The 26,163-nt window shown below is 60.1% G+C and carries 28 protein-coding genes and 1 tRNA gene; 10 read left to right on the top strand and 19 right to left on the bottom strand.

Going from position 1 to position 26,163, the window contains the following annotated elements; genetic code table 11:
- The first annotated feature begins 54 nt into the window (after window positions 1–54).
- The 4 genes from ACR0FC_RS17535 to ACR0FC_RS17520 all read left to right on the top strand — a co-directional run bounded on the left by ACR0FC_RS17535 (window position 55) and on the right by ACR0FC_RS17520 (window position 4,410).
- Entirely contained in the window at window positions 55–909 is an 855-nt protein-coding gene (locus tag ACR0FC_RS17535; protein ID WP_141138478.1) for a hypothetical protein, read from the top strand.
- Between the two features lie 205 nt (window positions 910–1,114).
- Window positions 1,115–2,509, top strand: a complete 1,395-nt coding sequence (locus ACR0FC_RS17530; protein ID WP_217354973.1) for a metal-dependent hydrolase family protein — start codon at window positions 1,115–1,117, stop codon at window positions 2,507–2,509.
- Between the two features lie 130 nt (window positions 2,510–2,639).
- A complete protein-coding gene (locus ACR0FC_RS17525) occupies window positions 2,640–2,786 on the top strand; it encodes a hypothetical protein (protein WP_170342046.1) in 147 nt (48 codons plus the stop codon).
- 16 nt (window positions 2,787–2,802) lie between these two features.
- A complete protein-coding gene (locus tag ACR0FC_RS17520) occupies window positions 2,803–4,410 on the top strand; it encodes a HoxN/HupN/NixA family nickel/cobalt transporter (RefSeq protein WP_170342048.1) in 1,608 nt (535 codons plus the stop codon).
- A gap of 314 nt (window positions 4,411–4,724) precedes the next feature.
- Here the strand turns inward: ACR0FC_RS17520 and ACR0FC_RS17515 are convergent, their stop codons facing one another.
- The 5 genes from ACR0FC_RS17515 to ACR0FC_RS17495 all read right to left on the bottom strand — a co-directional run bounded on the left by ACR0FC_RS17515 (window position 4,725) and on the right by ACR0FC_RS17495 (window position 7,928).
- Window positions 4,725–5,630 carry a metallophosphoesterase gene (locus ACR0FC_RS17515; protein ID WP_170342050.1) on the bottom strand — a complete coding sequence of 302 codons (906 nt, stop codon included), beginning with the start codon at window positions 5,628–5,630 and terminating at the stop codon, window positions 4,725–4,727.
- A 10-nt stretch (window positions 5,631–5,640) separates the two neighbouring features.
- Window positions 5,641–6,732: an AAA family ATPase gene (locus ACR0FC_RS17510; RefSeq protein WP_170342052.1), complete on the bottom strand. Its 1,092-nt coding sequence runs from the start codon at window positions 6,730–6,732 to the stop codon at window positions 5,641–5,643.
- Window positions 6,733–7,041: 309 nt separating this feature from the next.
- Window positions 7,042–7,118, bottom strand: a tRNA-Arg gene (locus ACR0FC_RS17505).
- A 21-nt stretch (window positions 7,119–7,139) separates the two neighbouring features.
- Window positions 7,140–7,616, bottom strand: a complete 477-nt coding sequence (locus ACR0FC_RS17500; RefSeq protein WP_170342054.1) for a GNAT family N-acetyltransferase — start codon at window positions 7,614–7,616, stop codon at window positions 7,140–7,142.
- Window positions 7,617–7,928 (bottom strand): ETC complex I subunit, encoded by a 312-nt coding sequence (locus tag ACR0FC_RS17495; RefSeq protein WP_093963390.1) that lies wholly within the window; start codon window positions 7,926–7,928, stop codon window positions 7,617–7,619. It lies immediately after the preceding gene.
- 160 nt (window positions 7,929–8,088) lie between these two features.
- On the opposite strand from ACR0FC_RS17495, the gene uvrB reads away from it, so the two are divergent.
- Complete coding sequence (gene uvrB / locus ACR0FC_RS17490) at window positions 8,089–10,275, top strand: excinuclease ABC subunit UvrB (RefSeq protein ID WP_170342056.1); 2,187 nt, start codon at window positions 8,089–8,091, stop codon at window positions 10,273–10,275.
- A gap of 2 nt (window positions 10,276–10,277) precedes the next feature.
- On the opposite strand, the gene ACR0FC_RS17485 is transcribed toward uvrB, so the two are convergent.
- On the bottom strand, window positions 10,278–10,826 hold the full coding sequence (locus ACR0FC_RS17485) for an NYN domain-containing protein (RefSeq protein WP_170342058.1): 549 nt from the start codon (window positions 10,824–10,826) through the stop codon (window positions 10,278–10,280).
- Window positions 10,827–11,016: 190 nt separating this feature from the next.
- On the opposite strand from ACR0FC_RS17485, the gene ACR0FC_RS17480 reads away from it, so the two are divergent.
- Entirely contained in the window at window positions 11,017–11,724 is a 708-nt protein-coding gene (locus tag ACR0FC_RS17480) for an ORF6N domain-containing protein (protein WP_170342060.1), read from the top strand.
- Here the strand turns inward: ACR0FC_RS17480 and ACR0FC_RS17475 are convergent.
- The 4 genes from ACR0FC_RS17475 to ACR0FC_RS17460 form a co-directional block, all read right to left on the bottom strand.
- The gene (locus ACR0FC_RS17475; protein WP_170342062.1) at window positions 11,721–12,074 is read right to left on the bottom strand and encodes an MmcQ/YjbR family DNA-binding protein; all 354 of its coding nucleotides are present in this window, start codon (window positions 12,072–12,074) and stop codon (window positions 11,721–11,723) included. The two genes, ACR0FC_RS17480 and ACR0FC_RS17475, sit on opposite strands and share 4 nt — an antisense overlap.
- Before the next feature lie 56 nt (window positions 12,075–12,130).
- Window positions 12,131–12,688 (bottom strand): lysozyme, encoded by a 558-nt coding sequence (locus ACR0FC_RS17470; RefSeq protein WP_170342064.1) that lies wholly within the window; start codon window positions 12,686–12,688, stop codon window positions 12,131–12,133.
- Between the two features lie 27 nt (window positions 12,689–12,715).
- Window positions 12,716–13,006: a hypothetical protein gene (locus ACR0FC_RS17465; RefSeq protein ID WP_170342066.1), complete on the bottom strand. Its 291-nt coding sequence runs from the start codon at window positions 13,004–13,006 to the stop codon at window positions 12,716–12,718.
- 160 nt (window positions 13,007–13,166) lie between these two features.
- Window positions 13,167–13,559, bottom strand: coding sequence for an excalibur calcium-binding domain-containing protein (locus tag ACR0FC_RS17460; protein ID WP_254435647.1), 393 nt, complete (start codon window positions 13,557–13,559; stop codon window positions 13,167–13,169).
- Between the two features lie 119 nt (window positions 13,560–13,678).
- On the opposite strand from ACR0FC_RS17460, the gene ACR0FC_RS17455 reads away from it, so the two are divergent.
- Window positions 13,679–14,188 carry a HugZ family pyridoxamine 5'-phosphate oxidase gene (locus tag ACR0FC_RS17455; RefSeq protein WP_170342069.1) on the top strand — a complete coding sequence of 170 codons (510 nt, stop codon included), beginning with the start codon at window positions 13,679–13,681 and terminating at the stop codon, window positions 14,186–14,188.
- Here the strand turns inward: ACR0FC_RS17455 and ACR0FC_RS17450 are convergent.
- Together ACR0FC_RS17450 and ACR0FC_RS17445 are read right to left on the bottom strand one after the other, a co-directional pair.
- Window positions 14,173–14,580 (bottom strand): universal stress protein, encoded by a 408-nt coding sequence (locus ACR0FC_RS17450; protein ID WP_170342071.1) that lies wholly within the window; start codon window positions 14,578–14,580, stop codon window positions 14,173–14,175. The genes ACR0FC_RS17455 and ACR0FC_RS17450 overlap by 16 nt on opposite strands.
- A gap of 72 nt (window positions 14,581–14,652) precedes the next feature.
- The gene (locus tag ACR0FC_RS17445; protein WP_093963400.1) at window positions 14,653–14,973 is read right to left on the bottom strand and encodes an antibiotic biosynthesis monooxygenase family protein; all 321 of its coding nucleotides are present in this window, start codon (window positions 14,971–14,973) and stop codon (window positions 14,653–14,655) included.
- A 139-nt stretch (window positions 14,974–15,112) separates the two neighbouring features.
- Between ACR0FC_RS17445 and ACR0FC_RS17440 the strand changes: the two genes are divergently transcribed.
- Window positions 15,113–15,778, top strand: coding sequence for a hypothetical protein (locus ACR0FC_RS17440; RefSeq protein WP_170342073.1), 666 nt, complete (start codon window positions 15,113–15,115; stop codon window positions 15,776–15,778).
- A gap of 43 nt (window positions 15,779–15,821) precedes the next feature.
- On the opposite strand, the gene ACR0FC_RS17435 is transcribed toward ACR0FC_RS17440, so the two are convergent.
- The 4 genes from ACR0FC_RS17435 to ACR0FC_RS17420 all read right to left on the bottom strand — a co-directional run bounded on the left by ACR0FC_RS17435 (window position 15,822) and on the right by ACR0FC_RS17420 (window position 20,869).
- Entirely contained in the window at window positions 15,822–18,107 is a 2,286-nt protein-coding gene (locus tag ACR0FC_RS17435) for a glycosyl hydrolase family 28-related protein (RefSeq protein ID WP_170342074.1), read from the bottom strand.
- 142 nt (window positions 18,108–18,249) lie between these two features.
- The gene (locus ACR0FC_RS17430) at window positions 18,250–18,651 is read right to left on the bottom strand and encodes a DUF4864 domain-containing protein (protein WP_170342075.1); all 402 of its coding nucleotides are present in this window, start codon (window positions 18,649–18,651) and stop codon (window positions 18,250–18,252) included.
- Window positions 18,652–18,699: 48 nt separating this feature from the next.
- Entirely contained in the window at window positions 18,700–20,274 is a 1,575-nt protein-coding gene (locus tag ACR0FC_RS17425) for a lysine--tRNA ligase (RefSeq protein ID WP_170342077.1), read from the bottom strand.
- 115 nt (window positions 20,275–20,389) lie between these two features.
- A complete protein-coding gene (locus tag ACR0FC_RS17420) occupies window positions 20,390–20,869 on the bottom strand; it encodes a class I SAM-dependent methyltransferase (protein ID WP_170342079.1) in 480 nt (159 codons plus the stop codon).
- A 370-nt stretch (window positions 20,870–21,239) separates the two neighbouring features.
- Here ACR0FC_RS17420 and ACR0FC_RS17415 point away from each other — a divergent pair, with 370 nt between their 5' ends.
- The gene (locus tag ACR0FC_RS17415) at window positions 21,240–21,662 is read left to right on the top strand and encodes a tellurite resistance TerB family protein (RefSeq protein WP_093963405.1); all 423 of its coding nucleotides are present in this window, start codon (window positions 21,240–21,242) and stop codon (window positions 21,660–21,662) included.
- 6 nt (window positions 21,663–21,668) lie between these two features.
- Here ACR0FC_RS17415 and dacB read toward each other — a convergent pair whose 3' ends face one another.
- From dacB to ACR0FC_RS17400, 3 genes are all read right to left on the bottom strand, one after another.
- On the bottom strand, window positions 21,669–23,147 hold the full coding sequence (gene dacB / locus ACR0FC_RS17410; protein ID WP_170342080.1) for a D-alanyl-D-alanine carboxypeptidase/D-alanyl-D-alanine endopeptidase: 1,479 nt from the start codon (window positions 23,145–23,147) through the stop codon (window positions 21,669–21,671).
- An 84-nt stretch (window positions 23,148–23,231) separates the two neighbouring features.
- Window positions 23,232–23,834, bottom strand: coding sequence for a nicotinate-nucleotide adenylyltransferase (locus ACR0FC_RS17405; protein WP_437342522.1), 603 nt, complete (start codon window positions 23,832–23,834; stop codon window positions 23,232–23,234).
- Window positions 23,835–23,866: 32 nt separating this feature from the next.
- Window positions 23,867–24,475 (bottom strand): MOSC domain-containing protein, encoded by a 609-nt coding sequence (locus tag ACR0FC_RS17400; RefSeq protein WP_367646664.1) that lies wholly within the window; start codon window positions 24,473–24,475, stop codon window positions 23,867–23,869.
- Here ACR0FC_RS17400 and ettA point away from each other — a divergent pair.
- Entirely contained in the window at window positions 24,474–26,141 is a 1,668-nt protein-coding gene (gene ettA, locus ACR0FC_RS17395; protein WP_170342082.1) for an energy-dependent translational throttle protein EttA, read from the top strand. The two genes, ACR0FC_RS17400 and ettA, sit on opposite strands and share 2 nt — an antisense overlap.
- The last annotated feature ends 22 nt before the right edge of the window (window positions 26,142–26,163 follow it).

The raw sequence follows: 26,163 nt of genomic DNA, 5'->3' as shown, positions 1-26,163 counted from the left end.
CGCGTGTCGAAAGGCTGACGAGATCGGAACCAACTCAAGATGGGGAACAGCCGAGTGGACACCGTCGAAATCAAATCCATGTATCGAGCCTCGGGCACATCGCTTGCACCGAAGCTGCGCAGATTACCTGCAATGGCAGCTCTCTTTGCAGCCACCATTGCACCACCTGCCAAAGCTCAGGAAGACCTCAGCGAGATCAACAACGGAACAAATCCAACGCTGCTCACGACGCAGTTTGGGCTTCAGTATCAGTTCAACCAGATCAATTCCGACCTGAACACCGGTCTGTTCGAGGCCTTCTATACGCAGCCTTTTGGTGAGGGTGGGAAACGGGCGTTCCGGATCACCGTGCCCGGATCGGACAGCCCGTTCAACGCAAACCCCATCTTCGGCGGAAAGCCAGGGGTTGAATTCACGCTGGGCGACATCAGCGTTACCTACATTGACGTTTTTTACCTTACCGAGAAAAACGGGGCCGCTTTCACTTTTGAACTGTTCCTGGACACAGCAGAAACCGAAGCCGCCGGCTACGGGCAATTTGCCGGTGAAACCTCGGCCTTCTACGCGTGGTTTCTCAACAACGGAGCAATTTTCGCCCCGGCCTGGGTTCAGACATTCGGACTGGAGGGCGGAAATGATCAAGGTCAGAATGTGAACACGACCACGATCGACTTCTACTATGTTCCCAAGCTGAAAAATCCGCGTTTCTACCTGACCTTCGACCCGGCCATCATCCACGATTGGGAAACGGATGCTACCTTCGGCAGCCTGCAGGTGACCGCGGGCATGCTGACGGGCAAGGCATTTGGCGGTGACGGTCAAGTGTTCATCAAGCCTGGCATTCTGTTTGGCGGCGACAGGCCCGCGGAGTGGTCTGTCCAGGTTGGATACAAGGTGCTGAACTTCTGATGCGGGGCGATGTCGCTGTTGACTTCTTGGGTCTGTTCACGCCCTCATGTGACTGAACATTTCAGTGCCGCGGGAGCACAAGAAAACCCAGCGGGTCCACTCACCGCGATCCGCAATTTTTGAAAACCCAGGCTGCGCACCCAAAAAACAGGTTTGCGCGACCAAAACCAAATTCATTCATCGCTTGAAAATGAGGATGTACATCATGACCAACAGAACACTCACCTATCTGCTCTGCACGACGCTCGCCGCGACTCCGGTCAGCGTTCTGGCGCATGAGGCCAACCATGAGGTCGTCCCGGCCGGTGTCGTCGGTGAAATTGAAACCACCAACGTAAAGATGAAATTCGACAATGTCCTGATCAGGGGCGCACAGGTCTTCAACGGGTGTGACGAAGAACTCGCGGATGTTGACGTTCTGGTTTCCGGTCAGTTGATCTCCGCCATTGGTTCCGATCTTGAGGCACCCGAAGGCGCTTTCGAGATCGATGCCGAGGGCTATACGCTCATCCCGGGTCTCATCGACAACCACTGGCATGGGGTCTTTGCCGAGGCGACGATCGCGCAACTGGCCCTGACGGGCGAGGGCTACTGGAACCTTCTGGCCGCCAAGGCCCAGAACAACGCGCTGTCGCGCGGGTTCACAACAGTGCGTGACGTGGCCGGACCGATGTTCGACATCGCACGTGCAACGAACGAGGGGCTGATCGACGGGCCGCGGGTCTTTCCATCAGGGCCAGCCTTGTCAATCACCGCCGGCCACCAGGATTTCCGCATCACCCGGGACGTGCCAACTCCGCTGGGTGAGTTGCACTCTTTCGAAGAAGGCAACATGTTCTATCTCGCGGATGGCGTTCCGGCGGTTCTGAAGCGCGTCAGGGAAAACCTGATGCAGGGGGCTACCCATATCAAATTAATGGCGGGTGGCGGCGTGACATCGTCCTATGACCCGATCCATGTCATCCAGTTCACCGACGAGGAATTCCAGGCCGCCGTCGAGGCGACCGAAGCCTGGGGCACCTATGTGACGACCCATGCGATCAATGATGAAGCGGTTCGGCACTCAGTCGAGAATGGCGCGCGTAGCGTCGAACACGGCCACATGGCCACCCGTGAGACCCTGCAGATGATGAAGGACAAGGATGTCTGGCTCAGCATGCAGCCGTTCATGGATGATGAAGACGCACCGGCTCTGAACGAGTTCCAGAAGGCCAAGTACAAGTTTGTCACCGATGGCACCGACTTCGTCTACAAGACCGCCAAGGAACTGGGTATGAAGATCGCCTTCGGCACCGATACGCTGTTCAGCGCGGACCTCGCGAAACGCCAGGGCGCGGTGCTGGCCAAGATGGAACGTTGGTTCACGCCGTATGAAACGCTGAAAATGGCAACTTGCGACAATGCCGAACTGCTGAAGATGTCGCAAAAAGTGACCCCTTATCCGCTCGGCCCGCTCGGCGTGATCGAGGAAGGCGCCTATGCGGACATGATCCTCGTCAACGGCAATCCTCTGGAGGATCTGCAACTGATCAGCGATGCCAAGGCGAACTTCGGCATGATCATGAAGGACGGCACCATCTACAAGTTCGACATGGAGTGACCGGTCATGCGTGGCCGAACGCTGACTACCTTTGCTTTCGTCCTCGCGGCTTCGGTCGCGGGGGCGCGGGACGCCCCCCGGTCCAATCATCATAATACACGCAAATGTCCATGACGGGTTGTCCGCGAAGATGATCGACATCACCAGTTTCGTAACCGACGGAGACCTGATCATGGTTGTCGTCAACCCTCTCGAGGATTTGAGGCTGGCCGCCAACCCGTGGGGAAACATTGATCTGATCATGATGGGCAGCGTCAACTTCAAGAACGCGGTGTGACATGGAAAGGCCTGCTATGGACGCGCAACAAGTCATCACCTTTTTCGGGCATATGGTGCTTTTGCTATTGCTTGCGCTGGGGCTGCACCCTTCGGCCGCGCTGGCCAATGAGCCCCCGCATGTAGATTGGCATGATCTGGCGCCGTCAACGGCGCCTTATGACGATCCGTTCCTCGAGATGTCCTACAAGCAGAAGGATGACCTGCGAACGATCCTGGATGCCGCGCGCCGCGTGGATGACGCCGAACTCGGCCAGCGGGCACAGGAGGCCCGTGTGCGGCTGCGCGACCAAGGCTATGACGCGGACGAGCTTTTGACCCAGCGCCTTGTGGTGATGGAGAAACGGCGCGAAGAGGCGACCGGCGTAACCGGGCAGTATCTCGGGCACGAAGTTTCGCTTGATGGATACGTCCTGCCGCTGCGCGGGGATAACGGGCGCGTATTCAGTTTTCTGCTGGTGCCGTGGGTGGGGGCCTGCATTCACACGCCGCCGCCGCCGCCCAACCAGATGGTTCGTGTCGATGTACCCGAAGGCATTGAAATAGACGAAGCGTTTCACGCAATTCGGCTGCGCGGCATTCTGGAACATGAACCGTCTGTCAGCAATCTGTTCCTCGTCGACGGGCAGAGGATGGTCGAAGCATCCTACTCATTGAAAGAGGCACAGGTTTGGGGCGTACCGGGTGAAATCAAGGCGTCTGCCGCTGCGCCTGTTCAGGGCAATATCGTGGTCCGAACCCAGGCCTGGATCAGCAATCTCTTCACGACATCAATGACGTCGATGGATCAGGGCAAGTCGCTGGCGACGGTAGCGTTCGCTCTTCTTGTCGCGTTTCTTTATGGGGTCCTGCACACCCTTGGGCCGGGGCACGGCAAGGCCGTCGTGATTTCCTATTTCGTCGGTGAAGGGGGTAGCCTGCGCCGCGGTGTCGGGATGGGGGTTCGCATCGCCATCGTACACGTGTTCTCGGCCGTTGCGGCTGTATTCCTGCTCGACCTTGCGATCCGGCAAACCACCGGCGGGGCACCCTCCGATTACAGGCTCATCCGGCTGGGCAGCTATGCGCTGATCATTGCAATTGGCCTTTTGATGCTTTGGAAAAGCCTTCGGACAATTCATGACCTCCGAAGAACGGCCTCGGCGACCCATGAACACGGTCCGCATCACACGCACCCGCATGACCACAATACCCACAGCGGCTGCGCTGCCTGCGCAATTGCCGAAAAATCGTCCAGCCGATCCGACGGATGGCTTGCGACAGCGGTGGGCATCGTTCCTTGTACCGGCGCGCTGATCGTAATGCTGTTCGGGTTTGCAAATGACCTTGTATGGCCTGCGATCGCCATGGTGGCCGCGATTTCGCTGGGCATGGCGATCTCTATGTCTCTGATCGGCGTCGCGGCCATCTGGGGACGCGCGAAAGTTGCGCAGCGGATCGGTGCGAATGCAGCCACCCACCAACGCTTTGAAAGCGTTGCCCAAGTCGCCGGTGCGACCTGTGTGACCGTGGTCGGAGTGCTTTTGTTCCTCACATCATGGAGTGCGCCCGTTCAACCGCTCGCATCCCAGATTGGCCCGGCGGAGAAACTACAAGAAAAGACTTTGTCGGCTCTTAGGGATTGAAAGCCGAGAAGGCCTTTCTGGGTGTGCCTTGTACGCACTATCTCTGGGCAGGACGGGCCACAGGTCGCGGGAATGAAGGTCTCCTTTTGCGATCTCCTCTGTTGCACGCTGCACGGCCGCGAATTCACACTTTCCACCCGTTCCGGTGCCCATCCATATTCGGGCTGGATCTATGCCTTCGAAGTCATACTCCGGGTTTCCGCGAACCTGCGGTTCCTTCGGCATCGGGAATGGATAGTTCAGGGGCGCGGGCGACCTCAGATCGAGCACCGCTGCGCGGGGGCGGCTATGCGGCCGCGACCCGGATGTACTTCTCATGATTCCTGCCCCAGACTCTTCGCAGGAGAACTCTCCCAGACGCACGCCTCACGCAGATAGGAGATGGGTTCATCCATCAACTCCCCGGCATATCCGATCGAAACGTTGCGAATGTCCGTGCCGTGGACGTGCCCGCGGAGCCTGCGGTGCGAATGGCCGAAGAACCAGGCCTCTGGCCGGAAACGTTTCAACAGGTCGCTCAGGTCGGAATGGAAACTGGCCGTCAGACCATCGATCCTGCCTGCGACGGCCGGGTGCGGACCGTGATGGGTGACGACAACGGTGCACCCGGCGGCACCCGCGGGGTGCGGTTCGCCAAGAGCACTCTCGAGCCAGGCGCGGTGGTCAAGATGGGCGTTCAGGGTGTCGATGGGCCGGATCCGCCGGGGCGGGCGGATGGTTCCGTCCTTGGCAAGGAACAGCTGCGGATCCTCCGGCGCCGTGATCAGATCGTAGTCGCGCATCACCCGCCGGGCCATCCGCATCGCGCCCGGCCGATCCTGCGACAGGGCAAAGTCGGTCCAGAGCGTGCAGCAGAGCAGGCGCGTGTGGCCATGCTGCAGAACCTGTTTCTGAACGAACTGCGCCCCGGCCTTTCGAGCCGCATCCGCCAGGTACGGATCGTCGTCAAAGCAGCCGTGGTAGCAGTCGTGGTTGCCGGGCAGCGCATAGATCTGCTGCGGCGGAAAGAAGGTGGAGAGGTACTGAAACACATCGGCCCAGTTTCGCGCAGGGCCATTGGTCAGGTCGCCCGCGAGGATGAGCGCATCGGCCTCCCAAACGATGTCCTCGAGCCCCCAGGTCTTGATCGGATCGAGCCCATGGCGCTGATAGCCGTCGAAATGCAGATCACCAAGAACCACAAGGGTACCGGTCTGATACGGAATGGTCACATGGGTCACGGCGGTCGCCTCAGTGCAGCACGGGGTGCTTCGCCAGCGCCTCGGCGCGGTCGAGCATCCGGGCGACGGTGCGCAGGCTCAGGCGGCGGTGGGACAATGCGCCGGTCTCGAAGATGGCGGCGAGGGCGTCGACAGCAGGCGCGGGAAGTCGCCGCCGGGCGGCTTCGTTCATAGCGAAGTCTCTCAATTGCGCCGTGGTCAGATCCGGCAGGTCCAGCACCACGCAGCGGCTCTGGAATGGTTCCGGCAGGCCCTGCCGGCTGTTCGCCGTCATCACCCAGTTGACCCAGGACATGTCCATCTTGACCTGGAAGAACGGGCATTCCCAGGTCGCCGCCGTCATCCGCTCCAGCAGCGGCAGTAGCGCATCCGTCAGCGTGTGCCGCGTGCCTTTGTTGGAGCGGACCTCGTCGGCCTTCTCGATCTCGTCGATGATCACCAGCGGCCCGCCATGCCGGTGGGTCAGGACCGTGTTGACCAGCTTGCCCGCATGGGCGCTGCCCCAGCCGCGCTGGGATCCGGTGAGCGCGAACGACGCCGGCTCGCCCGTTGCGTCAATCTTTGTCCCGGGCACCTCCAGATGGTGGGCCAGTCGCCGGGCCCAGAAACTCTTGCCGACGCCGGGCGGGCCGATCAGGACGAGCGGGGTGAACCGAACACCGGGCAGGCCTTCGCGTGCCGAGGCCCGCAGCCCGTGCCAGACGGCTTCGGTGGCGGGCGCTATCCAGGGCATCTCGGCGTGGAGCGCGGCGGCGATCTCGTCCGCCTCGTGTTCGGAGGTGACGCGGGTAACCGGCAGTCCGCCACGAATGGGCGTCAGCTTCGCACGGTTCTCCTCGCTGAGATCAGACAGGGCGTCCAGCCGCTGCACGTACCGGTGCGCGCGACGCCGGATCTTCCGCCGCTCGGCCTCATTCAGATAGTCGAAAAACTGATCCATCTTGTCGCGGCCGCCTTCATCGTCACCGGTCTGCGCCGCCTGGCGTTGCCTGCGGAGGCCGCGCAGAAATGTCTTCAGGCGCCGCTCGACCTCGTGCAGCGTCGGCAGGTCGTCTTCGAAACGCAGCGCGTGAAATGGAATCGTGGTCGTGGCACGGGGCATCGCAGAATCCTTTCGAGGCGCGACGGGGCTTGCCGCGCTGGTGTCCACACCGCCGGGGCGGGCGGGCTGATGGGTATGAAAGGTTCCGGAACCTGTGGAACGATTAGGGAACAACTAACGTGCTGTGTGTCAACGCATCCTGGTTGGGTTGCGCCATCGAACCCGGCCGGAATGAACGAACCGATCCACGACACACAAGTTGTTGAAAGAACTGCGCTAAAAGGAAGGTAGATTCGGGGGCAATTCAAAAAACCGTTTTTTGTCGCAAAAACGGACTTTGGATGTCAAACGTCAACTAGGATCAGGAACTGGCGATCCCGGAAGGACTCGAACCCTCAACCTGCTGATTAGAAGTCAGCTGCTCTATCCAGTTGAGCTACGGGACCGCTGGGCCCTTCTTGATCGGTTTAGGGCCGGGGTTCAAGAGCCAAGCGCATGAACGCGCTGTTGGGATCGTCCCGATACCCAAAGATCGGACCGCAATAGCTGTATCCCAACGCTTCATAGAGTTTGCGTGCGGCGTCGTACTCGGCCAGATGGGCAGCGCCGGTTTCCAGAACCAGAGCAGAGAGTCCGTCGGCGCGTGCGCATTCGGCCAGGTGGTTCATCATCGTCCGCGCCAAACCGCGCCCGCGCGCCTTGGCCAGGATATGGACCGACTTCACCTCGGCCGTCCCGTCCGGCAAAGCCTTCAATGCGCCGCACCCCACAGGCTCGTCGTCGTCAAACAGGGCCCAGAACCGAATACCCGGCCCAGAGAGCGCCTCGGCATCCATCGTGTGATTGCTTTCGGCGGGTCCCGCGGTTTCGCTGTGCGCGAAATGCGCCTCGACCACCGGCCGCAGGGCAGCCGAGGTCGGATCCGCTTCGCGGATGTCAATCATTCAGTGGGTCCAGGGACCGCGGCGGTCTGTTGCAAAATTCTCGCCATACCCGCGCTGGCGCAGGTTGGGTTTGCGCTTGTGCGGTTCGCTGACCAGAACTTCGATGCCATGATCCTTGGCATAGTCCAACGCTTCTTCCTTGGTGTCGAACTTCAGGCGAACCTGGGATTGCGTGTCAGAAGACGATGTCCAGCCCATCAGCGGATCAACCTCGCGCGCCGACGCAGGCGCGAATTCCAAAACCCATTTGCGGGTCTTGGCCATACCCGACGTCATCGCATTTCTTGCAGGCTGGTAAATCCGTGCGCGCATGTCGCCTCTCCATACTCGGTTGGTCGCGACCGTTTATGCGTCAGAGTGCGGGCGGGGACAAGATTGCAAATGCCGCAGGGCCATGCAAATGACCGGCGCTGCAGGGGTTGCATGCGGACAAAATAAGAACAAATGTAAGAAGCCCAAGCGGAGCCTGCCGATGCCCTATGCACATTCTGACAAAACCCAGCTGACCGTCGACGATGTCCGCGCCCGCCTGAAGCTCGAGGGCGGCAAGCGGTTCGTCATGCATACGGAGTTTGCACCGGCGGGTGACCAGCCAACGGCCATCAAGGAACTCGCCGCCGGTGTCCTGGACGGCGAGCGCGATCAGGTGCTGCTGGGTGCCACGGGCACCGGCAAGACCTTCACCATGGCCAAGGTGATCGAGGAAACCCAGCGCCCCGCCATCATCCTGGCCCCCAACAAGACGCTGGCGGCCCAGCTTTACGGCGAGTTCAAGGGCTTCTTCCCGGACAATGCGGTCGAATATTTCGTGTCGTACTACGACTACTACCAGCCCGAAGCCTATGTGCCGCGCAGCGACACCTATATCGAGAAGGAATCGCAGATCAACGAACAGATCGACCGGATGCGCCACTCGGCCACCCGGGCGCTGCTGGAACGCGACGACGTGATCATCGTGGCCTCGGTCTCGTGCATATACGGCATCGGTTCGGTCGAGACCTACGGGGCGATGACGCAGGATCTGAAGGTCGGGGAAGAATACGACCAGCGACAGGTGATGGCCGATCTGGTGGCCCAGCAATACCGCCGCAACGATCAGGCCTTCCAGCGCGGCAGCTTCCGGGTGCGGGGCGATTCCCTGGAAATCTGGCCTGCCCACTTGGAAGACCGCGCGTGGAAACTCTCGTTCTTCGGCGAGGAACTGGAGGCGATCACCGAGTTCGACCCCCTGACCGGCGAGCGCACCGACACGATGGAGCAGATCCGCGTCTATGCGAACTCGCACTACGTCACGCCGAAACCGACGATGCAGCAGGCGATCCTTGGCATCAAACAGGAACTGCGCCAGCGCCTCGACCAACTGGTCGGAGAGGGCAAACTGCTCGAGGCGCAGCGGCTGGAACAGCGCACCAATTTCGACCTCGAGATGCTGGAGGCCACCGGCGTCTGCAACGGGATCGAGAACTACTCGCGCTATCTGACCGGCCGGGCACCGGGGGAGCCGCCGCCGACCCTGTTCGAATTCATCCCCGACAACGCCATCGTCTTTGCCGACGAATCCCACGTGTCCGTGCCGCAGATCGGCGGCATGTATCGCGGCGACTACCGGCGCAAGTTCACGCTGGCCGAACACGGGTTCCGCCTGCCCTCCTGCATGGACAACCGCCCGCTGAAGTTCGAGGAATGGGACGCCATGCGCCCGCAGTCGGTCTTCGTCAGCGCCACCCCGGCCAAGTGGGAACTGGAGCAGACCGGCGGCGTCTTCACCGAACAGGTGATCCGCCCCACGGGCCTTCTGGACCCCGAGGTCGAAATCCGCCCCGTCGAGATGCAGGTCGACGACCTGTTGGACGAGGTGCGCAAGGTCTCGGCCAAGGGGTTCCGCACGCTGGTCACCACGCTGACCAAACGCATGGCCGAGGACCTGACCGAATACATGCACGAACAGGGCATCAAGGTCCGCTACATGCATTCCGACATCGACACGATCGAGCGGATCGAGATCCTGCGCGACCTGCGGCTGGGGGCGTTCGACGTGCTGGTGGGCATCAACCTGCTGCGCGAGGGGCTCGACATTCCCGAATGCGGGCTGGTCGCCATTCTGGACGCCGACAAAGAGGGCTTCCTGCGCTCGGAAACCTCGCTGATCCAGACCATCGGCCGCGCCGCGCGCAACGCCGAGGGCCGCGTGATCATGTATGCCGACCGCATCACCGGCAGCATGGAGCGCGCGCTGGAGGAAACCAACCGCCGCCGCGCCAAGCAGATCGCCTATAACGAGGAACACGGCATCACGCCCGAGACTGTGAAGAAGAATGTCGAGGACGTTCTGGCCGGGCTTTATGCCGGCGACGTGGACATGAACCGCGTCACCGCCACCATCGACAAACCGATGCACGGCGCCAACCTCGAGGCCCATCTGGACGGGTTGCGCGAGCAGATGCGCAAGGCGGCCGAGAACCTGGAATTCGAAGAAGCCGCCCGCATCCGGGATGAGATCAAGCGCCTGGAAGCGGTCGATCTGGCCGTCGCCGACGACCCCATGGCGCGGCAATGGGCGGTCGAGAAGGCCTCGGAAGACGCGGTCCGGTCGCAGGGGCGGTCAACGGCCGGACGGCCGGGGCAGCGGGGTGGGAATGTCAAGAGGCGGAAGCGGTGAATTTATCTGAACTCTACACGGTTGTCCTTTATTTTGCCTCGCACGAAGACATCCTTCTGAGATATATTCGGGAACTGCTGTTCCCAATCCCTATATCTGTCGTTTGATACTATCCGCGCGTTCAGTTTTTGAGCATCCGTAATCAACAGCGGATCAGCAGGCGTTCCTTTCGGCGCAACCCAAATACGACGTGCGGGAAACCGAAGTGCTTTGGACAGCTTCGCGGGATCTAGGTAACGGCCGGCAACCAAATAACCGATATTTGCATCAAACCAGATTACAGGTTCAAGCCCTTCCGAGATCAGCTCGTCAATTACTATTCTCACAGAGTCCAGGCCCGGTTTGTCGTTATTCCAATACAGAACATTTGACCCGTCTATCACGACCCAATTGGCTTGTTTGCGCAGCTTGGTTCTAAATAATAGTAAAATTGCCAGAACTGAACCGACGACCCCGGCCAACATTGGAAGTGTTATGACCGGACCGAAAGCCGTCACCGACAATAACACCGCTGCTAAGGAAAAAATTAACAAGAAAGCAAACCCAATCATACAGAGATTGATAGCAAGTTTTGCACACCCCGCAATAGAGGTGACTTTGCTTCCGTAAAGAGCCCTTTCTTTAGAATTTCTGTTATTGCGTTTTGTCCGCCCCTTAGTTTACGCCCCTCACTCATCCCTTGCCACGCACCCCTCCCTCCTCCACGTTTGAAATCACAAATTGTGATTCCAAACGGGTGCCATGACGAACGCCAAGAACCTGCCCTCCACGCATGCGGTCCAAAGCGCCATTCACCGGGTGCGTGGCACCCGCGTGGTGCTGGCCGAGGATCTGGCGCGGTTCTACGGAAAATCCGTCAGCGCCTTCAATCAGGCCGTCTCGCGCAACAAGGACCTGTTCGAGGGCTACCGCTTTCAACTGACCGACGACGAGGTGGCCGATTTGATATCACGGAATGTGATTTCAAAGCCCAAAGGCCGCGGCGGGCGGCGGGTCAACCCTTGGGTCTATACCGATTACGGCGTGGCCATCGCCTCGACCCTGTTCAAGGACCCGCGCGCGATCAAGATCACCCGGATGATCACCGAGGCCTTCGTCGACGGCGCCAACGCCCTGGCTGAAACCCCGCGTAGCGCGCCCGAGATCCTGCCGCCCGAAGGCACCCCCGCCCCGCTGCTGCCGAATGGCGAACAGTTGCGAGCGCTGGCCGAAAACATCCTCGATTCCGGGCAGCAGAGCCTGGTCGACTACATCGCCAACCCCACCACCAAGCGCCAGCAGGCGGTGGCGACGATCATGAAGACCCTGGCCGAAACCGCAGGCGAAGAGGTGCGCACCCAGCACGAGCGTCTGCGCCTGCGCATCGCTGAACGGTTGGCCGCGGGCGATTACGCCGATGACGATGACCGCAAGCGGCTGATCGAACTGCTGCAGGCGATGAAGGGTTAAAGCCCCAGTTCCGCCCGCATCTTTTTCGTCAGCTTGGCCACGACCATCTCGTAGGACGTCACGATGTGGTCGCGCAGGGACGCATCGCTCATCCCGCGTTCGTCGTAAACCTGCAACCATTTCATGCCGCGCGAGGCCAGATAAGGCGCGGGGCGGATGCCGGGCTGATCCTGCAGCACCTCATAGGCCAGATCGGTGGCCTTGAAGGTAAAGGCGTCCTTGCCGTCGTTCCAGCCGCAGATCGCGAACACCTTGCCGCCCACTTTCCATACATCCGCATTGCCCCACTGCACGACGTGGCTTGTGGCCTTGAGAGAGGCGCAGAAGGCGTTGAATTCGTCTCGGGTCATGACGCCGATCCTGACCGGCCGGCAAGGATTTCGCAAGCAAACATGACCTGTCGGGCCTAACCGAACAGGTCTTGCAGAACGTCGCCGATCTCAACCGTCGCCGCGCTGGACCAGTCTGGCCGATAGGACGGTTTTCGCACCTGATACTCGGTTCCGGTGCCGGTGCCCGACCAGACGCCATCGAAGAACAGAGCGCGCTCCTTGCGCCGCCGGGGGCGTATTTCAGGTGGCCGCCGCCAATACATGATCGCGCGTCGAGCGCCGGCCACATCCCCGGCCTTCCACCTGCGCACCCATACGGCCCGGTCTATGGCCCCGGTGTTGTAGTGAAAGGACAAGGCCGCGCCCAACTGCGCCTCGGTCAGGGCGTGGCCGGAAAAGGCCGTTTCCACCGCAGGCAGATAGTTGGTGCGGATGGCCCACTCATACACTTCAAAGCAGCGCCGCAAGGTCTGAGGGTTGTCCAGATAGCGCGGCCAGACCGTGTGGCCCGAGGCCGACGTGATCCCCACGCTCCAGGTCCAGACATCAACGGAATCCAGATAGGCCTCGCGCACGATCGCTTCGTGCGCGATAAGCTCGGCTGCAATACGCGGCGTGATCTTGTAAGGCATCAGGCCATCCCCGAGTGGCGGCCGATGTCACCCCTTGTCCCAATGGGCGATGACATCATAGCCCATCGGCGTCGGAGGTCCTTCAAGATACTCGGCAAACTGGCCCCACAACTCGGCAACCTTGGGGGCGTTTGCGTTTGATGTCGCCTCGCTTTCGACGATCGAGATCACATAGCCGCTGCCATCCTCGTTCATCACATTCGTAAAGCAGTGCATACCGGGCATGCCCATGATCTGATCCTTCAGATCGTTCATTCGGGCCGTGGCGGCCTCGCGGGTGCCGGGCTTCATCTTGAACTGGGTAACGCGTGCAAACATGGTTATCCTCCCTCGCATGGGGTCCAGACCCCGAACCGCGGCAAACTGCCAGCGGACGGTATGATCCTACCACGTCCTGCCCAAATCACGCAGGGACACAGGCAACGCGGTCATCTGCGAGAAAAGGTTCAACCATGAAGATAGGCGTCTTCAAGGACCGTCACGGGCGGACAAATTTGGCGTTTCCGACAGCCCGGGGTTTGGGCGCCGCGCTTTGCGTGGACGCAGGAGCCTGGACCGGCACAGCCGACCGCGTCGCGGCCCGGACACTGGACTCGCATGCGATCCCGTCGCCGTCAGGGTCGTTGCGTTTGTGGTACCCAAGCTGTCCCTCGCGCATCGGTCCAAGACCAACGGAGCGAGCCGCGTCGCAACCAGCCAGCGCCACAAGGTGCATCACGGCTTCGGTCCGCTCCAGATCCGAGGTCCGGAGATATACGCCCAGCGCGATCATCCCAGTCGTCAGCGGCAGGGCCAGCACCATCAGCAGAATGCGCAGCGGGGACAGCGCATGTCGGCGCAGGGCATCAGCCTTGCGCTGGCGACGTGCCAAGCGTGGATCTGGTGCGGGTTCGTTGTATACGGTTGTCTTCAGCTTCATAAGCTTGGCGATACACCAACTATGTGGCAAAGCCGAGGCATCGGAATGACGCAATCCAGCGAGGGCGCCACGTGAACACTCGAAACCCATTTCGCCCGGTCGACGAGACTGCGTGGGAACTGGCCCTTGATCTTATCGCGCAGGCCCGTTTTGCCGCCCTGGCCGTGGTACATCCAGACAACGGACTGCCGTCGATAAGCCGCATCGCATTGGCCACCGACAGTGCTGGATGGCCGCTGACCCTGATCTCGGACCTAGCGGAGCACTCACGCGCGTTGGAGGCAAATCCGGCCTGCGCGTTGCTGATCGGCGAGCCCGCTGACAAAGGTGATCCACTGACCCACCCCCGGCTGACCCTGCACTGCACGGCGCGCCCGATCCCACGGGCGACCGAGGAGCATACCGCGCTTCGGGCACGCTACTTGTCACAGCGCCCGAAGGCCGGGCTATATGTCGACTTCGCGGATTTCCGTTTTGTGCGTTTTGAGATTGTCGATGGGCTTCTCAATGGCGGGTTCGGCAAAGCGTGGAAGATGACACGCGAAGACCTTTGCCCGCCATCAGATCAGCGAACGACGTGAACTGCGCAACTGGCGTGGCGCACCACATGCGTCGCGGTCGAGCCGAGCAACAGATCCTGCATCCCCGGTCGGTGCGACGCCATGATGATCAGGTCAGGTTTGTTGGTTTCCGCCCAATCCAGAATCGTGCGCCCCGAATGGCCCTCGACCACAACGCCCTTGGCGTTCGGTAGCTTGGCGGCCAGAGTGTTCAGCTCATCCTGGATCGCGCGCCGCGCTTCGGTCAGGTATTCGGCCGGCATGTAAGAGATTGCGTAGTCCGGAATATGCTCGACAACATGCAACAGGGTCACTTTGGCATCTGGCGTCGCCAACAACTTGGCCAGCTTCAGCGGCCCCGACGTGTCACGCTCGGCATCGAAGGAAATCGGGACAAGAATATTGTGATACATGGTTGGCGCCTCCTTGAGTTTCGCGTTCAGATAGCAGTAGTCAAAGTCTTCTGACCTTGATTCAGGTCAGGATCAGTCAAATGTTTCGGCCACGTCGTACATCACCGGCTCGAAGCTTTTGCACAATTCGTTGATCTTGCGGTTACGCTCGCGCATTTCAGGCGTTCGCAGCATGGCCAGAAAATCTTCCCGCCGCTCCCACTGCGAATAGTTCGCGATGCGGGTCTGGGCATCGTTGACATGCAGTCCGGCCGCGACAAAACCGGGCTGCTTGGAAATGAAGTTCGCATAGGCGTCGGTCAACGCTTCCAGCAGGTCCTGGCAGGTTCCGGGGGTCATTTCGAAAGTGGTGATAACGGTCTGAACACTGGCGTCTTTTGATATCTTCGGCATCGGTCATCTCCCTTGTCTGACCCAAGCCTAGCACAGGTTTTTCAAACGTCCTGCCTTTCGTTGAGCTGGCGCGAAAAAGTTTCCGAAAAATGAACCGAGCGCTAACCTTCCGTTAACCAAGGTTGATGATCCTGCGCCAATGGCCCGCCTAATCGCCTTCCTGTGTGCAAGCCTTGTGTTTTCGACTCCGGCCGTCGCCGGGGCGTGGCTGCGTGAAAAAGGCGCCTCGTTCACCTCGTTGGCCCTGACGGCGTTTTCCGAGCCCGGGAAGGACATCCGCTTCAAGTCCTCGCTCTATGGGGAATGGGGCATGCGCCCAAACCTGACGCTGGGTTTGGACGCGGAAGAGCATCAGGACCTCTACGGTCATGCCGTGGTGTTTGCGCGCCTACCGGTTGCCGAATTTTCCAACGGTGGGCGGCTGGCGGCCGAGTTGGGTGTCGGCGCGCATCACCGTGAAACCCGCGCATGGGCGATGTACAAGGCAACCCTGTCTTGGGGCAAAGGATTTCAGGCCCGATATGGCAGTGGTTGGCTGGCGGCTGATGCCGCGCTGGAATACCGAAGCCATGACGCTCTGATCCGCAAACTGGACCTGACAGTGGGTTTGTCGTCGCACCGTCGGGTCAATCCCCTGCTCCAGATCGAAACGTCCTATGTACCTGGCCGCCCGCTCTATTGGAGCGCGCGGCCCTCGGCGATGTTTCGATCCGAAAGCGGCCCAAACACCTGGATAATCGGGGTCGAGCGTAACGCCGCCGAGGACGGGCAAGGCCTGAGATTCGCGCTGTGGCGCGAGTTCTGAATGCAGCGCGCCGGCCGCTCCAAAAGCGACCGGCCGACCCGGATCAGACCTCGATCCGCATGATCACCGAAACTTCACCGCTCAAGGCCTCGGACCAACGCAACTTGATCTGGTCCTGGTTTGTCCCCTGCTGCAACTGAACATAGGGGGCCGAATAGCGCAGGGTTCCAAAGGCGGTTCTCAGCCCGTCCAGCACGACGACGCTGTCACAGCTGCGGGCCTGCCCACCAAAGGGGAATGCACCATCCGAGTCTACCGTCCAGGCAGAGGCCGCCGTATTCTGTTCGTGTCGGACCCGCAGCGGGTTCGCGGTCTTGAGTGTCACGTTGTGATACGTGTTGTCTGCGAACGTGACATTCACATGCCGATCAGAATTCAGATCGGCAAAAGTTGTATCAACCTTTTCCACGCGGTCGATTGACCCGTTCGCCGTTCGGAACTTGTTGCCCGTGACCGTCATTCCGTTCAGGAAATGCCCGACGCCATGCGGGCGCACGACGATATAGGCGAACCACGGGGCAACATCACTTGAATAGAAGATGTTGTCGGTGATGCTCATGGCGCTGAAGGAATAGCCCGAGGTGTAGTCGGGCTCGGCATCGCGCTCATTGCTCCACTCGATGAAACAGTTGTCGACATAATTGTCGGCGATCGAAGAGCTGTTGTAGGCCCCGATCATCACCAAACCTGCATTGCGCACACCGTTCGACACGCTGTCGCCCTGAAAGAAATGGTTGCCCAGAACCAGGTTGTTGTCTCCACCCAGAACCGCGAAGTGGTGGAAACGAACGGCCCTGTTGTGGCGCAGCTTGACGTCGTTGGCATTGGCGTTGATGGCAATCGAACTGCGGTCGGGCACGTCCAGAGACTCCTCGCTGGACAGGAACTGGCAACCGTCGATCAACATGCCCTGGCACCCCACCCCGATCGAAGTGATACCGCGGTCCAACGGGCGGCTGACAAAGCAGTTCTTCAAAACGAACGTGTTCCCGCCCGGCGACAGGCGGATCGCGCTGCAGCGCCCGTTGCATTGAAACTCGATGTCTTCCATGGCGAATTTCTGGAGCGCACTGAAGCCCGAGAAATCCAACAGGTACTTGAAATCAACGAACGTGAAGGTCTGCGTGCCAGCCGCATCATAGATGGGTGCGTTCAAGGTGATCTCACCGGCACCTTCATCCTTGGACCGAACATAGATCTCACGTCCAACGCCGCTGCCCTGAACCAACGACCCGACCGGGATATTGGCCACGTTGGCCACACCGGACAACTTGTAGGGATCCGCCGGGTCGTATGTTGCGACAGAGGTAAAGGTCTCGGTGTCCCATGAGGCGCTGCTCTTGACGTCGAACTGCCCGTTGCGGATCACGCGGCGAGTGGAGTAGCTGCCGCGATTGGGCACGGCGGCCTGCATGTCGATCGGCTCGGACACCGAGATCTTGCGGCCGCCCAGGTCCAGCGATTCATGATCCGAGTTGTTCAGCAGCGCCTGAAACGCCTTTTTGAAGGCCAGGGCTTCATCGCCGAAGGCGGAGATGTAAGTCGGCAGATCGAAATTCTTGGTCAGAAGAAGCATCTTGTCATCAGGCATCGTGACCGTGCCCTCAAAGTCGACCTCCGCGTCCAGCCCAACATCCTGTGCCAGGTGGTAGGTTCCCTGCGGCACATAAATGCGGCGACCTCCCGCGGCTTGGTCTGCCGCCTCGAACGCGGCCGAGTCATCGGTCACACCATCTCCAATCGCGCCATAGTCCCGCACGTCCACAAGGCTGATCATATCGCGCAAGAAGACCCCGGTGACATCGGTAATTTCGATATCATCAATCCGAACGAGCGCGCCGTTTGCCCCCTCGATATCGAGGCCGAAATGCCCGTATAGGGCCGAAATGCCCCAAGGCATGTCCACGCCCGGCCGCTGCCCAATCCCAACGATGGCGGTGACCTCGTGCACCACGCCATAGGCCGACAGTTGAATGGCCGGGCCCTTCTCGGTCAGTCCAGAAAGGTGCACGTCGCCGGCCCCTCCGGCCCATCCAGCGATCCGGACCTGCGGCAATGGCCCGCTGATCGCTTTGACCCGCGCCTTGATCTGCAAATAGCAGCCCGGCAGAAGCGGCGTCCGCCCCATGTACCTCAGTTGCTGCGTGGCATTGACCTTCAGTATCTCAAGACAGCCGCCAAACTCCGCATCAGCAGGCACGAACACTCCAGTCCCCGATCCGTCATAGGTCGGTGAGCCCGGAGTGCCGTCGCCGCTGGACCACACATCCAGACCATTCGCGAATTGCGGCGGCGTGAAAACGATGCCATCGGTGATTGCCTTGTTCATTGAATACCCTTTCCCAAACGCGCCCACTCTTCAGGCTATGGCGCATGCCAAATTCCGGATCCGGAAGCCGCCCGGACACGCTGGTCTGAGTATCGGAAAGGGATTAACCGTCGCTCATATCATCGTAACGGTGGGTGTTGCATCAGGCCGATGGGTCGGAGTTGCCAAGCAGCTGCACTCCGTTGATCTTCCAGCCGTTTTCCAGCTGAACCATCTGATAGTCCAGGATGTGAACCCGGCCGTTCGCATCCACCACCATCACTTTCTGCCACCAGAAACCAGAAATCTGCCGCAATTCCAGAAATCGGATCTCAGCTGGGCGCCAGACCATTGGATAGCCGTTGCGCACCATCGCGCCAAAATTCTCAGGCGTGCGGAACATTGTCTGGATGTTGGGGCTGGCGAAGTTGAAGGCCGTGGCGAAGTCATCGGCCTTGAAGGCTTCAATCTGCGCAGCAATATTGGCTTCGATGTCGCCACTTTGGGCAACTGCGGCTGTTGCCAAACCGGCGCTCAAGGAAACTGCAAGCAAAAGTCGACGCATGGGGCCACCTCCTGCCGGAAAGGTAGCCCCATGCAGTATGTGGTCAAATCAGGCCAGGTCTCCGGCCAAGGCCTTGTCGATCAGTGCAATCGTTTCGGGGACGCCATAAAGGGCGATGAAGCCGCCGAACCGAGGGCCTTGGCTGGCGCCCAACAACACCTCGTAAAGGGCTGTGAACCAGCCGCGCATCGGGTCAAAGCGCTCGCGGCCGATGGAATAGACCACCGATTGCAGAGCTTCGTCCTCGACCGGACCGTCATAGGCTTCAAGCGCGGATTTCAGGGCCTCAAGCGCCTCGCGCTCTTGCTCCGTCGGCGCCCGATGCTTGCGTGTCGGCTTCACGAAGTCGTTGAAGTAGCGCACTGCAAAACCGGCGGCTTTGTCGAGGTCCGGGTGGCTTTCGGCCGTGGCTTCGGGCGCATAGCGGCGGATGAAGCCCCACAGCGTCTCCTTGTCCTCGGCACCTGAAACCGACGCGAGGTTCAGCAGCATTGCAAAGGGTACGATCAACGTCGATTCCGGCACGTCACCGCCGTGAATGTGCCAGACCGGGTTGTTCAACTGAGCCTTCAGATCCTGCCCGGGGTAGGCACGCAACTGCTGATGGTACTCATCATACGCCTTGGGGATGACGTCAAAGTGCATCCGCTTTGCCGTCTTCGGCTTTTGATACATGAAATAGGCCAGACTCTCGGTCGGCGCATAGGTCAGCCACTCGTCGATCGAAACACCGTTTCCGGACGACTTCGAGATTTTCTGCCCGTTTTCATCGAGGAACAGCTCATACGAGAAATGCTCGGGCGCACGGCCGCCCAGCGCGCGGCAGATCGCGTCATAGATCTTTTCGTTGGTCGCATGTTCCTTGCCATACATCTCGAAATCGACGCCCAACGCCGCCCAGCGCGCCCCGAAATCCGGCTTCCACTGCAACTTCACATTGCCGCCGGTCACGGGCAGCGTCCACTCCTTGCCATCTTCGTCATCGAAGGTGACCGTGTAGGTCTCGGCGCACACCTTTTTCATCGGGACATAAAGGACCCGGCCCGTTTCCGGATGGATCGGCAGAAAGATCGAATAGGTCTGCTGACGCTCCTCCCGCAGGCTTTTCAGCATGATGGCCATGATGTCGTCATAACGTTCGACTGCACGCTTCAGGATTTCGTCAAACTGACCCGAACGATAAAAGTCGCGCGCCGAATAGAACTCGTATTCAAACCCGAACGTATCAAGGAACCGACGCAGCATGGCGTTGTTGTGTTCACCAAAGCTGGGATACTCACCGAACGGATCAGGGACAGAAGTCAGTGGCTGCTGCAGATAGGCTTCAAGGGCCTCTGGGTTTGGCACGTTGCTGGGGACCTTGCGCATCCCGTCCAGATCGTCCGAAAAGCAGATCAGCTTAGTGGGAATGTCCGACAGGGCCTCGAAGGCGCGTTTGACCATCGTGGTCCGCGCCACCTCACCGAAAGTGCCGATATGCGGCAGGCCCGACGGGCCATATCCCGTTTCGAACAGAACGAAGCCCTTTTCCGGTGGAGACTTCTGATAGCGTTTGAGCAACCGGCGCGCCTCTTCGAAAGGCCAGGCCTTTGACGTCATGGCGGTTTCACGCAGTTCAGACATTTCGTTCGTTCTCCATCGGGAAATCAGCGACGGTCGCGCAATGCGACCGATCGGCATCTCCTATTGTGCAGATGCAGCGTGAGTCAATGACCGCAGGCGAGAAACGCCGCCCCTGCTACGATTTCAGACGGTTGCTCGTGACCAGAAACACGGCCTGACCCGCTTGCAGATCGACCAACTGCAGACATCCAGGATTGGCTGCAATAAAATCGCAGACGGCCTGCTTCACCGAGGCTTTCCCCTCGTCATCATGCCAGTTCCAGTCATCGAAGATAAGAAAACAAACGGTTTTCAGCTTCCTCAAGTACGACAATATATCCGCCTGAACACCGTCATAGTAGTGGTTGCCGTCAACGTAGACAAAATCCAGGCTTTTGTCGGGCACCGCGGATGCCGCTTCCGCGGATCTCTTCCGAACAAAGATCTTTTCGTTAGGCAAATGTGCCCGTCTAGACTGCGTCCACTCAAAAATTTCGTCCATGTCGCCCTGATTTTGCGCGACCTTCCCCCCATACATCCTGTTCGGGAATTGCGGCATGCACTCGTATGGATCAACCAGAAAATATTTTGCGATGCTGCCCGCACTCAGAACCATCTCCGAAAAAATTGTCCATCCAGACGCCGATTTCAGCGCCCGCAGATTTGGTAGTCATACATTGAGTCAAGAATCGCCTTGGGTCCGTCGGCGCCTTTCCAAAGAGTTTCCTGATTTTTCTGCTGCTCAATGACGTTCGTTCAACCGTTTCCGCCAGATCTGTTGCTCAGGGTGAATTGGCCCCTGCGCGGACCGACTACGAAACACTTACCATGTTGTGACCGATAGGCGGCAAACGCGCAACTCTGCTGGTCAACGCATTCGCCGTACTTGCAATTCCAGACTAAGGTGGCTGGCGAAACAATATGTTGAACCCGCGCGCCCCGCCCCATATCGTGCGCGATCAAAGACAGCCAAGCAGGACGTTCCCATGACCCAACCCGTTTCCCACCCGATGTCGCCGCAGGATTGCCTTGTAGCTATCATGGTGGCCGTTTCAGCCTCGGACGAGAACATCCGCACCGTCGAACTGGTCAAGATCGAGACAGCCGTGAACATGCTGCCTGTTTTTGCCGACTACGATATCGACCGTATGCGCCGGGTTTCGCAGATCGTGTTTGACCTGTTCGAGCAGGAAGATGGTCTGGACGCATTGTTTGGCCTGATCCGGGACAACTTGCCTGAGCGGTTGAACGAAACGGCTTATGCTCTGGCCTGCGATGTCGCCGCCGCCGATGGCTCGCTGGCCGAGACCGAACTGCGGCTGCTGGAGGAGATCCGGTATGAGTTGGAGATCGATCGGCTGCACGCCGCAGCGATCGAGCGCGGCGCACGGGCGCGTCACACCGTCTGATTGGTTTCAGCTGCCGTAAAGCGCGCCCCAGCGCTCGATGAGGGCCTGCTGCAGTTTGCGGGACCTGCGATTCCAGCTGCGCGCGCCTTCCGGGCGTTCGCGGCTTTCACGCGCGATGGTCGCCCGATGCGGAAGATCGGCAGTGAATATCGCAAAGGCCAGTTCTGATCCCCCGGCGGTGGTCAGATACCCGCCCAAGCCAGATACAAAGTTAAGGGTCCCGGTTTTGGCGTCGACCTTGATCGGGTGCCCTTGGATCCGCTGGCCTTTGGTGTCGGTCAGGGTAAACGGCTTCAACAGATGTCGCAGCGTTTCATGCTGCTGTGCGGCCACCAGAACCTTGACCAGACCAGACGGTACCATTCGCGAAGCATCGCCCAACCCCGAATGATCCACCATCGCAATACCGGACGCGCCGTAGGTCTGAGCCGACCAGCGATTCATCTCATCCGCGGACTCTGCCAGTGTTTGCGGTTGCCTACCCCGCGCAACGGTCGCAGCCAGCCCCACCATCTCGGCCGTCAGGTTGGTCGAGTATTTCAGCATCCCTTTCACGATGCTGGTCAATTCATCGCTCTGATGCCTGACCAGAACGGTGCCGCTGGGGACCTCGCGCGTGACTTGAACCCGCCCCAGGACGATGCCGTTGACCCGGGCCAGAGTGCGGAACACATCTCCGGCATACAAACCCGGTTTGCGCACTGGCAACCACCTGGCGCCGCCGCTGCCCAGCGCGCCCTTGGCAACTGTCCAGCGGTCCTGCCGCGCGCTGGGTTGATAGCTGTAGACCGGAAGGTTGCGGTTTTCGATCCGCATCGTGGCCATGTCCACCGACGGCGTATAACTGGCACTGCGCGCGTCCATGGTCACGTCATAGCTGGCCCCCTGGCGCTTCCACTCGAAATGCACACGGTTGAAGTTCAGGGAAATTCCACTGATCGCAGGGCTATAGCCCACATGATCAGGCTGACCGGGGTCTATGCTGAATACATAGGGCAATGCGCCGCTGTACACTTTGAACGCACCCCGAACCTCGGTCAGTCCGGCCTTGCGCAGGTTGGCGGCCATCGTGGCCAGAGCATCGGTATCCAATACCGGATCGCCGCCTCCGACCAGTATCAGATCACCCTTGAGGATCCCGTTTTCGATCGGACCATCTGCGATCAGCTTTGTTTCGAACCGATGGTCCGGGCCCAGAACGTCCAGCGCGTAAAGCGCGGTGAGGGCTTTGGCGACACTGGCCGGCGGCAAGCCGCTGGCTCCGCCGAATTCCTCCAGTTGCACGCCGGTTTTCACGTCGGCCACGGCGAAGACCACTTCGCCTTTCAATCGCGCCGCCTGAATGATGCGTTCGGCACCGCTCAACTCGGCGCCACGGGCAACGGGCCGCAACGAGACCGTTGGCGCCCCGGCAAAACCCGCGGTGGGGATCAGAAGCGAACCGGCGCCGGCCAGAAAGAAACGTCTCGAAATACGATCAGTCATGGGTCAAATAAAATCCCAGAGATCACAGGCAAACAACCATGCACCAGAATTATGTGCCCATCGGGGCTGTTCAGGCAACACCTGTCAGGTCCAGCCGCCTTTGGAGCGTATCTGAGTCGAGCTGACGTCGACCATCGGCACGTTCACGAAACACCAGGCAGGCGCATCGGCCCGACCCAAAAGATGCCGCGCCGTTCCGTCAATCCGGTATTTGGCATAGACACGCGCCGCCGGTGACATGCGGGCCGAAATCCGATCTCCGGGGCGCGCCACCACGCCCACAGGAACGGTGTCCATGATCAACCGCCAGTCCTTCCATTTGTGAAACTGGGCCAGGTTGTCAGCCCCCATCAGCCAAACGAACCGAACCTGCGGATAGAGCCGCCGCAAGGCAGCAAGTGTGTCAGCCGTGGCGCGGGTGCCGGTCAGATCCTCTATGTCAGTCACCTCAACCTTGGGATGCCGCATAATGGACCGTGCGGCCTCGACACGCTGATCGATCGGAGCCGGGCCGCGAGATTTCAGCGGATTCCCCGGCGACACCAACCACCAGACCCGATCCAACCCAAAAGCCTTCATCGCCTCCAGTGTAACGTGCACATGCCCCTGATGCGGTGGATCAAACGATCCCCCGAACAGCCCCACGACCTGACCGGGCCGCGCATATGGTATCGCGCTTCGCAACATCCCCTGCTGTAGTCCAGAACTCGGCAGCCTTGTCAATCAACAGGTTGCACAGCATCGCCCAAACCGACCATCCCCGATCGCACCACTTCGGCACACCAGCCGCCATGCCCACGCACGGCAGAGTAGCCTCCGCTGCCCAACGCCTCTTCCATCCTGCTGCAAGGCGCGCAGATAACCGTGATCCGCAAAATGGCTGTGCCGACCTGAACCTCGCGCCCTTTGAGAGCGCCCAGATTGATGCCGGAAACCACCAGATTGCGCCGCAGTACGTCCGGTGTGACCGGACCTTGTCCCAAATAGCTGCCGATCGCGGCAAGATGCTCGTGCTGAATCAGGGTCACCGCACGCTTCCCCGGGCGACTCCGATCGCCCTCAACCCCGTCTTCCCGGATCATCGCCTGACCCAGCGCCATCATGTCCAATCGTCGCCCCGGTCTGACGCCGATCCATTCGATCCGTCCGGCCTTGGCCCAACCCGATACCAATTGCGCAAGTTCCGGCATTCCCAGCATCCCTCCCAGTCCGGTCAGGCCGGCGCATAAGGCCAGCCAGAAATTCGCCAAAGCACCAGCTTGCCCCGCCCGTCCCGCTTGGCTATCAAGCGGGTCAACCTGAATTCCCCGACCCAGAGGACGCGACATGGCCGCCTATCAATATGTCTACCACATGCAGGGTGTCTCAAAGACCTATCCCGGTGGCAAGAAGTGCTTTGAAAACATTCACCTGAGCTTTCTGCCCGGCGTAAAGATCGGTGTCGTCGGCGTGAACGGCGCCGGTAAGTCGACCCTGATGAAGATCATGGCCGGCCTCGATACCGATTTCACAGGCGAGGCGTGGGCCGCCGAGGGCGCAAAGGTCGGCTATCTGCCACAGGAACCTCAGTTGGACGAATCCCTGACCGTCCGTGAAAACGTCATGCTGGGCGTGGCCGAGAAAAAGGCCAAGGTCGACCGTTTCAACGAGATCGCGATGGAGATTGCCGAGAACTACTCGGACGAGTTGATGGAAGAGATGACCGCCCTGCAGGACGCGATCGACGCGGAAAACCTGTGGGACCTCGACAGCCAGATCGACGTGTCGATGGAGGCGCTGCGCTGCCCGCCGGACGATGCCAACATCGCCAACCTCTCGGGCGGCGAGAAACGCCGCGTGGCGCTCTGCAAGCTGCTGCTGGAAGCGCCCGACATGCTGCTCTTGGACGAACCGACCAACCACCTGGACGCGGAAACCATCGCCTGGCTGCAACAGCACCTGATCGACTACAAAGGCACCATCCTGATCGTCACCCACGACCGCTACTTCCTGGATGACATCACCGGCTGGATTCTCGAATTGGACCGCGGCCGCGGCATGCCCTACGAGGGCAACTACTCCTCGTGGCTGGAACAAAAGGCCAAGCGGCTGGAGCAGGAAGCCCGCGAGGACAAATCCAAGCAGAAGACGCTACAGCGCGAACTGGAATGGATGCGTCAGGGTCAAAAGGCGCGTCAGGCCAAGTCCAAAGCCCGGATCAACGCTTACAACGAGCTGGCCGAACAGTCCGAGCGCGAAAAGCTGACCCGCGCCCAGATCGTCATCCCCAACGGCCCGCGCCTGGGCAGCAAGGTGATCGAGGTCAGTGGGCTGGCCAAGCACATGGGCGACAAGCAACTGATCGAAAATCTCTCGTTCAGCCTGCCGCCCGGTGGCATCGTCGGCGTGATCGGCCCCAACGGCGCCGGTAAATCGACCCTGTTCAAAATGCTCACCGGCCAGGAAAAGCCCGACGCCGGCACCATCGAATACGGCGATACGGTGCAGCTGTCCTATGTCGATCAGTCGCGCGACGACCTCAACGACAACGACACCGTGTGGGAGGCGATCACCGGCGGCGCCGAGATCATCCAGCTGGGCGACGCGCAGGTCAATTCCCGCGCCTACTGCTCGTCCTTCAACTTCAAGGGCGGCGACCAGCAGAAAAAGGTCTCGCTGCTGTCAGGGGGTGAGCGCAACCGCGTCCACATGGCCCGCCTGCTGAAAGAGGGCGGCAACGTCCTGCTGCTCGACGAACCCACCAACGATCTGGACGTCGAAACCCTGCGCGCGCTGGAAGATGCCCTTGTCGATTTCGCCGGCTGCGCCGTGGTGATCTCGCACGACCGTTTCTTCCTCGACCGGATCTGTACGCACATCCTGGCCTTCGAAGGTGATGCGCATGTGGAATGGTTCGAGGGCAACTTCGAAGACTACGAAGAAGACAAGAAGCGCCGCCTGGGTCCGGATGCGCTGGAGCCCAAACGGTTGAAGCACAAGAAATTTGCGCGATAACACTCCTGACACATCTCCGGAT

This window comes from Ruegeria sp. BB9 (assembly GCF_056539345.1).
Note: the sequence above shows the minus strand (reverse complement) of the source record. Positions and strands in the feature narration are given on the sequence as shown.